The sequence below is a fragment of the Faecalibacterium sp. I3-3-89 genome (assembly GCF_023347275.1).
GTDB lineage: Bacteria > Bacillota > Clostridia > Oscillospirales > Ruminococcaceae > Faecalibacterium > Faecalibacterium butyricigenerans.
This window is the reverse complement of record NZ_CP094468.1, coordinates 728,701-741,143: the sequence shown is the minus strand read 5'-3', so window position 1 is coordinate 741,143 and position 12,443 is coordinate 728,701. Positions and strand designations below refer to the sequence as shown.

At 62.9% G+C, this 12,443-nt stretch carries 11 protein-coding genes and 1 other annotated feature; of the genes, 1 reads left to right on the top strand and 10 read right to left on the bottom strand.

Translation table 11 applies throughout. From position 1 onward, the window contains the following. Positions 1–4 precede the first annotated feature (4 nt). From MTP38_RS03510 to rpsO, 6 genes are all read right to left on the bottom strand, one after another. Positions 5–1,279, bottom strand: a complete 1,275-nt coding sequence (locus MTP38_RS03510) for an O-acetylhomoserine aminocarboxypropyltransferase/cysteine synthase family protein (RefSeq protein ID WP_249234278.1) — start codon at positions 1,277–1,279, stop codon at positions 5–7. 296 nt (positions 1,280–1,575) lie between these two features. Next, positions 1,576–2,232, bottom strand: a complete 657-nt coding sequence (locus tag MTP38_RS03505) for a methionine ABC transporter permease (protein ID WP_249234277.1) — start codon at positions 2,230–2,232, stop codon at positions 1,576–1,578. Next, entirely contained in the window at positions 2,229–3,242 is a 1,014-nt protein-coding gene (locus tag MTP38_RS03500) for a methionine ABC transporter ATP-binding protein (protein ID WP_249234276.1), read from the bottom strand. Before MTP38_RS03500 ends, MTP38_RS03505 begins: the two co-directional genes overlap by 4 nt. 21 nt (positions 3,243–3,263) lie before the next feature. After that, positions 3,264–4,184, bottom strand: a complete 921-nt coding sequence (locus tag MTP38_RS03495) for a MetQ/NlpA family ABC transporter substrate-binding protein (protein ID WP_227620321.1) — start codon at positions 4,182–4,184, stop codon at positions 3,264–3,266. A 112-nt stretch (positions 4,185–4,296) separates the two neighbouring features. Continuing rightward, positions 4,297–4,559, bottom strand: a binding site (T-box leader). A gap of 145 nt (positions 4,560–4,704) precedes the next feature. After that, a complete protein-coding gene (locus tag MTP38_RS03490) occupies positions 4,705–6,849 on the bottom strand; it encodes a polyribonucleotide nucleotidyltransferase (protein WP_227620320.1) in 2,145 nt (714 codons plus the stop codon). 218 nt (positions 6,850–7,067) lie between these two features. Beyond that, positions 7,068–7,322: a 30S ribosomal protein S15 gene (gene rpsO / locus MTP38_RS03485; protein ID WP_005933138.1), complete on the bottom strand. Its 255-nt coding sequence runs from the start codon at positions 7,320–7,322 to the stop codon at positions 7,068–7,070. A gap of 227 nt (positions 7,323–7,549) precedes the next feature. Between rpsO and MTP38_RS03480 the strand changes: the two genes are divergently transcribed. Beyond that, positions 7,550–9,100 carry a carboxylesterase family protein gene (locus MTP38_RS03480; protein ID WP_249234275.1) on the top strand — a complete coding sequence of 517 codons (1,551 nt, stop codon included), beginning with the start codon at positions 7,550–7,552 and terminating at the stop codon, positions 9,098–9,100. A gap of 75 nt (positions 9,101–9,175) precedes the next feature. Here the strand turns inward: MTP38_RS03480 and ribF are convergent, their stop codons facing one another. The 4 genes from ribF to rbfA are packed head-to-tail and all read right to left on the bottom strand — an operon-like array spanning position 9,176 to position 12,394. Beyond that, positions 9,176–10,093 carry a riboflavin biosynthesis protein RibF gene (gene ribF, locus MTP38_RS03475; protein WP_227620318.1) on the bottom strand — a complete coding sequence of 306 codons (918 nt, stop codon included), beginning with the start codon at positions 10,091–10,093 and terminating at the stop codon, positions 9,176–9,178. 6 nt (positions 10,094–10,099) lie between these two features. Further along, positions 10,100–10,993: a tRNA pseudouridine(55) synthase TruB gene (gene truB, locus MTP38_RS03470; RefSeq protein WP_249234274.1), complete on the bottom strand. Its 894-nt coding sequence runs from the start codon at positions 10,991–10,993 to the stop codon at positions 10,100–10,102. After that, positions 10,993–11,976 carry a DHH family phosphoesterase gene (locus tag MTP38_RS03465; protein ID WP_227620316.1) on the bottom strand — a complete coding sequence of 328 codons (984 nt, stop codon included), beginning with the start codon at positions 11,974–11,976 and terminating at the stop codon, positions 10,993–10,995. The genes truB and MTP38_RS03465 overlap by 1 nt, the downstream gene beginning before the upstream one ends. A gap of 31 nt (positions 11,977–12,007) precedes the next feature. After that, entirely contained in the window at positions 12,008–12,394 is a 387-nt protein-coding gene (gene rbfA, locus MTP38_RS03460; RefSeq protein WP_227620315.1) for a 30S ribosome-binding factor RbfA, read from the bottom strand. Positions 12,395–12,443: the final 49 nt, after the last annotated feature.

Genomic DNA, 12,443 nt, shown 5'->3' with positions numbered 1-12,443 from the left:
CTCCTTAGATTTTATCGAGTGCCTGTGCAATATCTGCGATGAGGTCCTCGCTGCTTTCCAGTCCGCAGCTCATCCGCACCAGCTCGGCAGGCACACCGGCAGCGGCCAGCTGCTCGTCGTTCATCTGGCGATGGGTGCTGGAGGCCGGGTTGAGGCAGCAGGTACGGGCATCGGCCACATGGGTCTCGATGGCGGCAAGCTTCAGCTCCTTCATGAAGGTGCTGGCCGCCTCGCGGCCTCCGGCCAGACCGAAGGAGACGACGCCGCAGCTGCCGCTCGGCAGATACTTCCGGGCCAGTGCATGGTAGGGGCTGCTCTCGAGGCCGCAGTAGTTGACGTAGGCCACCTTCGGGTGGGCCTCGAGGAACTTTGCGACGGCCATGCCGTTCTCGCAGTGGCGCTGCATCCGGACGTGGAGGCTCTCAAGGCCGAGGTTCAGCATATAGGCGTTCATGGGGGACTGCATCGAGCCGAAGTCCCGCATCAGCTGTGCGGTGGCCTTGGTGATGAATGCCCCCTCCTTGCCAAAGCGCTCGGCGTAGGTGATGCCGTGATAGCTCTCGTCGGGGGTGCACAGTCCGGGGAACTTGTCGGCGTGGGCCATCCAGTCGAACTTTCCGCCGTCCACGATGGCACCGCCCAGCACCGCACCATGGCCGTCCATATATTTGGTGGTCGAGTGGGTCACGATGTCAGCCCCCCACTCGAAGGGGCGGCAGTTGACCGGCGTGGGGAAGGTGTTGTCCACGATGAGGGGTACGCCGTGGGCGTGGGCGGCCTTGGCGAACTTCTCAATGTCCAGCACAGTGAGGGCAGGGTTTGCGATGGTCTCGCCGAACACGACCTTGGTGTTGGGCTGGAAGGCAGCGTCCAGCTCCTCCTCGCTGCACAGCGGGTCCACAAAGGTGGCGGTAATGCCCATCTTCTTCATGGTGACGGAGATGAGGTTGAAGGTGCCGCCGTAGATGGTGCTGGACGCCACGATGTGGTCGCCTGCCTCGCAGAGGTTGAACAGTGCGAAGAAGTTTGCGGCCTGACCGCTGGACGTCAGCATGGCGGCGGTGCCGCCCTCCAGCTCGCAGATCTTTTTCGCCACCAGATCACAGGTGGGGTTCTGCAGGCGGGAGTAGAAGTAGCCGTCGGCTTCGAGGTCGAACAGTTTGCCCATGTCCTCGCTGGTGGCGTACTTGAAGGTGGTGGACTGGATGATGGGGATCTGGCGGGGTTCGCCGTTGCCGGGGGTGTAGCCGCCCTGCACGCAGATGGTATCACGGTTCATTGCAACATACTCCTTTACTGGGTTTGTCTGTATAGCACAATTCCCCGCCAGAGGGCAGGCCTCCGGCGGGGAATCGGTTCGTTAAATTTTGTTCCCTGCTGGAAGCCGAGACCTCTAAGTTTACAACCTACGGTCAGGCCGTCCTTCCATCCAACCTCTCAGTCTCGCATTTGCTCGACAGCTCCCCTTGTAGGGGAGCTTCTGGCGAAGAGGGAAAGCTTTCCGCTATGCCAAAGCCTCCCCTCGTTAGGGGAGGTGGCACGGCGACAGCCGTGACGGAGAGGTTGAGCGACCACTTACTTTCTCAGCCGCTTATCGCTCTTGGTCGCCCAGAAGGTGCCGACGGTCTGGAACACCTGCACCATGAGCACCAGCAGCACGACGCAGACGATCATGATGTTGGTCTGATAGCGGTAGTAGCCGTAGGACAGGGCGATCTTGCCCAGACCGCCGCCGCCGATGACGCCGGACATGGCCGAGTAGCCGAGGATGGTGGTCAGGGCAGTGGTCATGCTGGAGATGAGGCCGGGCAGGCACTCAGGGATCATGACCTTGGTGATGATCTGGAAGGGGGTCGCGCCCATGCTCTGGGCTGCTTCCACGACGCCCTCGTCCAGCTCGCGCAGGCTCGTCTCCACGAGGCGGGCCACAAAGGGGAAGGCCGCGACCACCAGCGGAACGATGGTGGCCTTGGTGCCGACGGTGGTGCCCACGATGGCGCGGGTCAGCGGGAAAACGCAGATCATCAGGATGAGGAAGGGCACGCTGCGCAGGATGTTGATGACGATGTTCAGGATGTGCATCAGCCAGCCCGGCAGGGGCAGCACGCCGTCCTTGTCGCCCGCCACCAGCAGAACGCCCAGCGGCAGGCCCAGCACCAGAGAAAATGCCGTGGAGAGGACGGTCACATAGAACGTCTCCCAGATGGCGAAGCCATAATCTGCAAAGCTCATTCTCCGGTCACCTCCTCAACGGTCACACCATTCTGGCTGCGCATATAGCACACAGCCTGCTTTGCCTGTTCGGTATCGCGGGGAAGCTTGAGCAGCATCGAGCCATAGCACTGGCCGCTCAGGTCGCGGGTGTCGGCGCTGAGTACCGACACAAGGATGCCCTTCTCCGCTGCGAGACTCGCCACCAGCGGCTTTGCGGCGGACGAGCCGTTAAAGGTCACACGCACGACGTGGTCATCGGGCGCAAAGCTCGAGAGGTCGCGGGCCGCGCTGCCGCCGTTGGGGGCGACAAGGCGCTTGGCCGCAGCCGTCTTGGGATTTGCGAAGATCTCGCGCACCTCTCCCTGCTCCACGACCACGCCGCCGTCCAGAATGGCGACCCGGTCGCAGATCTCTTCCACGACGCTCATCTGGTGGGTAATGACCACCACCGTGATGCCCAGCTTTTTGTTGATGTCCTTGATGAGGGTCAGGATGGCGTGGGTCGTATTGGGGTCCAGCGCACTGGTGGCCTCATCGCAGAGCAGGACTTTGGGGTCGGTGGCCAGCGCACGGGCAATGGCGATGCGCTGCTTCTGGCCACCGGAGAGCTGGGCGGGGTAGGCGTTGGCCTTATCGGGCAGGCCCACCATTTCCAGCAGCTCTTTTGCGCGCTTTTCGGCGTCGGCTTTCTTCACGCCCGCCAGCTCCATCGGGAAGCAGATGTTCTTCAGGCAGCTGCGCTGCATCAGCAGATTGAACTGCTGGAAGATCATGGTGATGTCCCGGCGGCGCTCCCGCAGGGCGGCGGGAGACAGGGTCTCCATCGCGGTGCCGTCGATGACGACGCTGCCCTCGGTGGGGCGTTCCAGCAGGTTGATGCAGCGCACCAGCGTGGATTTGCCCGCGCCCGACATACCAATGATGCCGTAGATGGAGCCATCGGGGATGGTCAGGTCGATGTCCTTCAGCGCATTCACCGCGCCGTCCTTCATCTGGAAAGTCTTGGAAAGGTGTTTGATCTCGATCACAGTTTACTCCTTAGTAGGGTCTTAACCCTCGATGGGGGCAAGGCTGTCCTGCTTGCCGCCGTAGATGCCCATCGGCTCGACGTGGATGCCGGCGACCGTCACCAGATGGGTGCCCTTTTCCTCATTGAAGTTGTCCAGATACGGCTGATGCTGGAAGTAGTTGGTGTCGCACTGGCCGTCCTCGACGATGGTGTTGGGGATCACATAGTCGTCGTACTCCTGAATGTCCAGCGTGATGCCCTTGGCGGCCAGAATGTCCTTGCAGACCTCCAGCACCTCGCAGTGGGGAGCGGGGGTAGCGGCGCAGCTGACGGTCTCGCCGTTCAGTGCGTCATAGTCGATGGAGGGATCGTAGCCGTCAGTGGGGTTCTCGACGACGGAGACGACAGCACCCTTGTAGTTTTCATCCATGAAGTCCTTGACCTGCTGGCTCTGCAGAGCAGCCACCAGCGCCTTGATCTTCGGCTCGTTCTCGTTGCCCTCCTTGCAGACCAGCACGTTGACGTAAGCAGAGGAGCCGTCCTCCATGGCCAGAGCGTCGGTCATGGGGTCCAGACCAGCGGAGATGGCGTAGTTGGAGTTGATGACCGCGTAGTCCTCGTCCTGCAGGACGTTGGGCACCTGAGCAGCCTCGACCTCATCGACGGTGACATTCAGGGGGTTCTCCTCGATGTCGTTCTTGGTGGCGGTCAGACCGGCGTCTGCCTTCAGCTTGAAGAAGCCGTTCTTCTCCAGCAGGGTCAGGGCGCGGGCCTCGTTGGTGGTGTCGTTGGGGACAGCGACCTTGATCTTGTCCAGCTTTGCAGCAGCGGAAGCAGCCTCAGAAGAAGCAGCGCCGGAAGCAGCAGAGCTTGCGGTGGAGGAAGAGCCGCCGCAGGCGGTCAGGGCAGCAGCAGCGGCTGCAACACCAGTAACTTTCAGAAAATCACGACGAGTAATCATAGTTTTGTTCCCTCTCTATTGTTTGGATAAAATGTACGGCGGCGCGGCACAGTCCGCGCCAGCTCTGGACGGAAGCTCGAAAAAAGCCTCCGTCCCTGTCAGCTCTGCGCTGCACAAGGACGGAGGCCTGAAACTTCCGTGGTACCACCTTGGTTCGCAGCATCCTCACGGACGCTGCCTCAAAACTGCGGCAGAAACTCTTTCTGCTTACAGCCGGACGCTTTAACGGGCGCACCCGTCGCGGACTAATGCTCTTGCTCGTCGTCCGCGCAGCTCCGAGACCATTTTCAGCTCCCTGTCTCCTGCCCTTTTCCATCCTCCGGGCTTTCTGGTAAGGCTCATGCGAAAGCTTACTCTTCTCTTCACAGCCATTTTTGTGATATTGCGTTTATTGTACTCGCCTTGACAGGATTTGTCAACCCTTACAACAAACTTTTCTGGTAGGGAACTAAAATTTTTTCGCCCGGCAGACAAAAATGCCCCCGCGCGAGGTGCGCGGAGGCATTTTGGAAAACGTGATTTAGCCCTGCTCCTGCTGTGCCTTCTTGGCTTCCAGAGCCAGAATGGCATCGCGGCGGCTCAGGTTGATGCGGCCCTGCTGGTCGATGTCCGTCACCTTGACGACGATGGCATCGCCCACGGCGACCACATCCTCCACCCGCTCGACCCGCTTGGTGTCCAGCTTGGAGATGTGGACGAGGCCCTCCTTGCCCGGAGCGATCTCGACGAAGGCGCCGAAGTTCATCAGACGGGTGACTTTGCCCTTGTAGATGGCACCGATCTCGGGGTCCTCCACGATGGTCCTGATGGTAAAGATGGCACGCTTTGCATCCTCCTGATCCACCGCAGAGACGAAGACATGGCCGTCCTCCTGCACATCGATCTTGCAGTTGCAGGTGGCGCAGATGTCCTGAATGACCTTGCCGCCCTTGCCGATGACATCCTTGATCTTATCGGTGGGGATCATCATGCTGAACATCTTGGGTGCCCAGCGGCTCAGCTCATGGCGAGGCTCGGCGATGACCGGCTTGATGATCTCATCGAGGATGTACAGACGGCCCTTGCGGCACTTCTCGAAAGCCTCGGCGATGATGTCGTAGGTCAGGCCGTCGATCTTGATGTCCATCTGGATGGCGGTGATGCCCTTGCGGGTGCCGCCCACCTTGAAGTCCATGTCGCCGTGGAAGTCCTCGACGCCCTGAATGTCCAGCATGGTCATCCAGCGGTCGCCCTCGGTGATGAGGCCGCAGGAGATGCCGGCGACCGGAGCCTTGATGGGCACGCCTGCGTCCATCAGGGCCAGCGTCGAGCCGCAGATGGAAGCCTGCGAGGTAGAGCCGTTGGAGGACAGGACCTCAGACACGCAGCGGATGGTGTAGGGGAACTCCTCCAGAGAGGGCAGCACGGGCACGAGAGCGCGCTCGGCCAGTGCGCCGTGGCCGATCTCGCGGCGGCCGGGGCTGCGGGGTGCGCGGGCCTCGCCGACGGAGTACGGCGGGAAGTTGTAGTGGTGGATGTACCGCTTGGTCTGCTCGTCGGTCAGGTCATCCATGAGCTGGTTGTCCTTGGTGCCGCCGAGGGTGCAGGTGGTGAGCACCTGTGTCTGGCCGCGGGTGAACATACCGGAGCCATGCACGCGGGGCAGGATGCCGACCTCTGCGGCCAGCGGACGGATCTCGTTGATGCCGCGGCCATCCACACGCTTGCCCTCATCCAGCAGCCAGCGGCGGACGACGTACTTCTGCATCTTGTAGCTGACGAGGTCGAGGTCGGCGTCGGTCAGGTCGGGGTACTCCTCGGCGATCTTGTCCATGATGGGCAGCAGGGCGGCGTCACGCACATTCTTGTCGTCGGTGTCCATGGCGGCCTTGAAGTCGTCCAGATACTTCTCCTTGATGGCATGGAACATATCCATATCGAGGCCCACGACCTGAAAATCGATCTTCGGCTTGCCGCGCTCGGCCACGATGCTGTTGATGAACCCGATGACCTTCTTGATCTCCACATGAGCGGCCTTGATGGCGTCCAGCATGGTGTCCTCATCCACCTCGTTGGCACCGGCCTCGATCATGACGATCTTGTCCATGGTGGCGGCAACGGTCAGGGCGAGGTCGCTCTTTCTGCGCTGCTCCTGCGTGGGGTTCAGGACGATCTCGCCGTCCACCAGACCCACCTGCACGCCGCCGATGGGGCCGTTCCAGGGGATCTCCGACACGGCAGTGACCAGCGAAGCGCCGATCATGCCGGCGATCTCGGGGCTGCAATCGGGGTCAAGGCTCATGACCGTCATGGTGATGCAGACGTCGTTGCGCATCTCCTTGGGGAACAGGGGGCGCATGGGGCGGTCCACGACGCGGCTGGTCAGGATGGCGCGCTCGCCGGGGCGGCCCTCACGGCGCATGAAGCTGCCGGGGATGCGGCCTGCGGCGTAGAGCTTTTCCTCGTACTCCACATTCAAGGGGAAGAAATCGACGCCTTCGCGGGGCTTAGGGCTCATGACCACGTTGCACATCACGCAGGTCTCGCCGTAGCGGATGAGGGCGCTTGCGTTGGACAAGCCGCACATCTTGCCCATTTCCACCTTGAAGGGGCGGCCTGCCAGCGTAGTCTCGTAAACTTTGAAGTTGTCAAAGTTTTCTTTGCGGGAACCAAATTCGATTGCCATTTGGTTTGCCTCCTTATGTCCGTTTGATATTCCAAAAGGCTGCCCGCCGCGCATCATAGCAATAAATCCAGCGTCCGTACCAAGGCACAGGCGCTCGATTTACTGCTGCAACACGCAGCAGCGGCCTATTTGTTCCAGAGCTTGGGATACAAGGGAAAATCCAACAAAAAAGAGCAAAGGGCAGGCACCACATTGCGGTACCTGCCCTCTGTTTTCTATTACTTACGCAGACCCAGAGTTGCGATCAGAGCACGGTAACGCTCGATGTCCTTCTTCTGGAGGTAGGCCAGCAGATTGCGGCGGCGGCCAACCATCTTCATCAGACCACGGCGGCTGTGGTGATCGTTCGGGTTCTTCTTCAGATGCTCGTTCAGCTCGTTGATGTGAGCGGTCAGCAGAGCGACCTGAACCTCGGGGGAGCCAGTATCCTTCTCGGTCAGAGCGACTTTGGCCATAACTTCCTGCTTGTTCATAGTAACAGTACCTCTTTATAAAATTTTATTTGCCGACGGCACAGCAGCGGGAAAACGGTACTCCCGGATGGGCATACTCCCAGCCCCGTATCGCGGTAACAGTGCTAGTATAACAGAAACGACCGTAAAAAGCAAGAAAAATTTTTACAGATGTGCAAAAATGAGGATATTGTTTTTCTGTCGAGTCATGGTATAATCTGTCTGTTATCAGAATGAGGTATCTCTATATGTTATGTGAATTTTCCCGCCGCAGCTTCCTGAAAGGGAGCGCAGCCGCCGCAGCGGCGCTGGCCTGCCCGCTCTGCCCGGCCGATGCCGCTCCTTCCCCATCCGAAAACGGCCTGTTCTCCCCCGTCACGCCCCTCCGCCCGACTCAGTATGGCCCGGTGCGGGGCAGGGCGCGGGAGGATGGCACCCTCTGCTGGTACGGCATCCCCTACGGGGCCGCACCCACAGGCGAGGACCGCTGGACATCCCCCCGAGAGCCTGCCCGCTGGCGGACAGTGCGGGACTGCACCGCCCCCGCCCCGGCAGCGTATCAGCACACCAGCTTCCCCCTCGGCACCGAGGACTGTCTGACGCTGGACATCTATTCCGTGCCGGAGGCAAAAAAGCGGCCCGTCCTCGTCTATCTCCATGGCAGCGCTTTCTCCGGCTCGCCGCAGGAGCTGCCCGGCAGCGCACTTGTGCGGGACACCGGCTGCGTCTTCGTGGCCCTCAGTTACCGGCTGGGGCTGTTCGGCTGGAACTGCCTGCCCGCCCTCACCGCCGGTTCAGACACCGCCGGGAACTTTGCCCTGCTGGACATCCTCCGGGCGCTGGACTGGGTGAAGGAGAACATCCACCACTTCGGCGGCGATGGGGCCAGCATCACCCTCTGCGGCTTTTCCGACGGCGGACGGATGGCGGCTGCCCTCGCGGCCAGCCCCCTCTCCCGGGGCCGTTTCCAGAGGGCCATTGCGCTCTCGGGCGGCTGGTCTCTGGCCGACCCGGACGCTTCGGCCCGTCAGCTGGCCGAGCGCTTCGCGCCGCTGGCCGTGGAGGACGGCCTGTTTGCCGACCCGGCTTCCGCCGCCGGATGGCTGCTGACGCCGGGGGCTGACGTCCGGGAGTGGCTCTGCGGCCTCGAACCGGCCCGCATCGCGGCCCTCGGTGCGCCCTCCATCCTCTATGCCGACGAGGCGCTGCTCCCCCGGGATGCCCGGAGCGCCGTCCCCCTCCTGCTCCTGAGCAGCGCTACTGAGTTCAGCGGCCTCGTCCGGGACGACCTGCGGCCCGCCTCCGGCCCGGCCCGGGCCTACGCCGTCCGGTACGGCTCGGCCCTCTGCCGGTGGAGCAGCACCGAGGCCCTCGCCGAGGCGCTGGGCGGCAGCGCACCGGTCTGGCTGGGCCTCATCGACTACGGCGGGGCCGACAGCCGCACCGTCCTCCCGGGCCTCGGCTCCTTCCACGGCATCCTGCTGGCCCTTTTGTCGGGCGAGAGCAGCTTCTCCCGCTGCGCCGACCTCTCCTCCGAGGGTGCACAGGCCCTCTCCTCCCGCCTGAAGCAGTCCCTCGCCGATTTCATGACCAGCGGCACCCCGGGCTGGGCGGAATGGACGCCCCAGAGCCGCACCGTCCTCCGGCTCGACGCGGACAGCACTGCGTGCTTTTCCTCCCTCTCTGCCTACCCCGACACCCGGGAGAGCATCCGCGCCGCCATGGCCGCAGACGCCTCCCTCTCCGACGCCGAAAAAGAGACCGTGGAGCACCTTTACCTTTCGGGCTTCTACTTTTGACCAAGCAGAAAGCACCCCGCCGATGCAAGCGCATCAGCAGGGTGCTTCTTTCTTTTTGTTCAGCGGACGGTGCCGTCACTCCGCAAAGTATTCCTGTGCGCGCTTCGCTGCGTGGTCGATGCAGCCCCGCAGCTCATCCAGCGTGTCGAACTTTTTGCTGGGGCTGAGGTAGGCGTGGAACTCCACCACCGGGTCGGTGCCGTAAAGGTCGCCGGTAAAGCCCGGGATGAAGGTCTCACAGGTCACCTTGCTCTCGTCGCTGTTGACGGTGGGCCGGGTGCCGAGACCAGTGGCCGAAGGATACCAGTGCTCTCCGATCTTGGTGCGGGTGATATAGATGCCGTACCGGGGCAGCTGGAAGCCCTGCGGATAGATCTGGTTGATGGTGGGCACCCCCAGCGTCCGGCCAAGGCCCGCCCCGTGGTGCACCGTGAAGCGGATGGCGTAGGGCATCCCCAGCATGGCGTTGGCCGCCGGGATGTCGCCGCCCTCCAGAGCAGTGCGGATGCGGGTGGAGGAGACCGGTTTCTCCTCGAACTGCGCCATCGGCAGGACGATCACCTCCACGCCCAGCGGTGCGCAGAGCTGACGCAGCAGCTCCGGCGTGCCCGCCGCCTTGGCACCAAAGGTGAAGTTCTCGCCGCAGAACAGCGCCCGGGCGTTGCAGTCCCGGATGATGCCCAGCACGAACTGCTCGGGCGTCATGGCCTTGATCTCCTCGAAATCGGGGCAGAGGTAGTGCTCGACGCCGAGGCTGGCGATGAGGGCGTGCTTGTCCTCGGTGGAGAGCAGCCGCTTGCCCTTCATCTTGTTCTCGGCGGGCAGGCGGAAGGTGAAGACCACCGGGGCCGCGCCATGGGCTTTGGCCCACTCCACCGCGCTGCCGATGACAGCCCGGTGGCCGATGTGGATGCCGTCAAAAAAGCCCATTGCCACAGCAGAGCCGTGGGCACCGCCCAGCGCAAGCGGCGCAAGCTGCGAATAGATCTGCATGAATGTTTAGTCCTTTTCGTTTCTCTCTACGAAGAGTTTTTCGACCTTGAGCACGCCGCCGGTGATCTTTGCAAGCCCGAGGAACTGTCCCCCGGCGCTGCGCACGCGGTAGCGGCCATCTGCCGCCGGGTAGCGGCTGGTGGGGCAGCCATTGTAAAGATGCTGCTCCACCCTCGGCTCCACCACCAGCAGGGGCAGAGACTCGAACACGCTCTCCACCGGCAGCATCAGCGCCTGCAGCGCCTCGGGGCCTGCGTCCTTCGCGGCCTGGATCTCTTCCAGCGTGTGGGCGTCGGCCTCGGTGTAGACGCCTGCCGTCGTCCGGCGCAGAGCGCTCATGGTGCCCTTCTGGCCCATCGCCGCAGCGATGTCCTCCAGCAGGGTACGGATATAGGTGCCCTTGGAGCAGCGGACCGTGAGGACGTATTCGTTCTCCGCCGGGCTGCCGCCGTACCGGATGTCCAGTATCTCGATGGGGCGGGCCTTCCGCTCCACGGTCACGCCCTCGCGGGCCAGCTTATAGAGGGGCTGGCCGTTGAGCTTGACCGCCGAATACATGGGCGGCGTCTGCATCTGCGGGCCGAGGAACCGGGGCAGCACCGCCAGCAGCTCGGCCTCCCCCGCCGTCACCGGGGCCGTTTCCAGCACGGTGCCGGTGATGTCGCCGGTGTCGGTGCGCAGCCCCAGCTTCAGCCGGGCGCAGTAGGTCTTGGTGTGGTCGAGCTGAAGGTCCACAGCCTTGCTGGCCCCGCCGCAGAACACCGGCAGAACGCCGGTGGCCATGGGGTCGAGGGTGCCGCTGTGGCCCAGCTTGCGGGTACCGAGGATACCGCGCAGCTTGGCGATGACGTCGAAGCTGGTCCAGTCCATCGGCTTATCTACGATCAGGATGCCCTGCATCAGCCTTCCTCCTGCATCTCGGGGCGGTCAAGCTCCGCCTGCACTTCGGCCAGAATGGCGTTCTTGGCGTTGTCGAGGTTGCCCAGCAGCTCACAGCCCGCCGCGCGGGTGTGGCCGCCGCCGCCCAGACGCCGCGCGATGGCGCAGGCGTCCACGCCCTTGGCGGTGCGCACGCTGATGCGGTAGCTGCCGCCGGGCTGCTGGCGGAGCAGTAGCCCCACTTTGACGCCCTCGATGCTGATGGGCAGGCTGGTCAGCTCCTCCAGATCCGCAGGGTCCACGCCGCTCTGCTCGATCTCGTCGCGGGTAAGGTACATCAGGGCGCAGCGGTCGTCCAGATGATATTCCAGATGGTTGCGGGCGATGCGCTCGGCCTCCATCCGCTCCCGGGGCTTGGTGTCAAAGAGCAGAGTGTTCAGCTCTTCCAGCTGCGCGCCCGCCAGAATGAGCTTCGCCGCCACAAGGTGGGTGTTGGCCGTGGTGGACGAGAAGCGGAAGCAGCCGGTGTCGGTGGCAAGGCCGGTGTAAAGGCAGTTGGCGATGAGGGGGGTGATCTCCACGCCCATCTCGCTGATGACCTCATACAAAAGCTCTGCCGCTGCGGCCGCGCTGCCGTCCAGCAGGGTGAAGTCCGCATAGCCGCTGTTGCCCGCGTGGTGGTCGATGCAGAGATCGATGTGGCGGGTATACTGGGGCACGCCGTTGTTTTCGCCGAAGAGCTGCACGCTGGCAACGTCCACGGCCACGACGGTCTTCGGCTCGAAGCCGCCCCGGAACATCACCGGCGCGGTAAAGCTGTAGCGGGAGGGCACTGCATCGGAGCAGAGGACAGCCGCCGTCTTGCCCAGCGCCTTGAGCGCGTGGCAGAGGGCGCTGCCGCAGCCGATGGTGTCGCCGTCCGGGTTTTTATGACACAGGATCAAAATGTTGTCCGCAGCACAGAGGCGCTGGGCCATCTGCTGCACATTGAGCTGTTCTGTCATTCGATGGATCATCCTTTCCGCAGCGCTGGATTTATTCCTCGGTCTCGGCGGGCTGAGTCTCCTCGGCATCGCCATTCACATTCAGCGTGCGGAGCAGCTCGTTGATGTGGGCTGCATAGGCGGCACCGTCGTCCTCCACAAAGATGAAGCGGGGTGCCTTGCGGATGTGCATCTTTTTACTCACTTCGGTGCGCACATGGCCTGCGGCGCGGTTCAGGGCCTCGATGGCAGGCTTGGGGCCGTCCTCGCGGCCCATCACGCTCACATAGACCTTTGCCACGTCCAGATCCGGCGTCACATCCAGCCGGGTGACGGTCAGCAGACCGCCCTCCAGCCGCGGGTCCTTCAGCCGTCCGATGATGGCGATCAGCTCACGCTTCATGTCCTGCGCCAGACGGCCCATATTTTTCTGAGACATAGTTTCTCCTCTAAAAAGTCTGTTATCACCGCCCGATGGGCGGTGATAA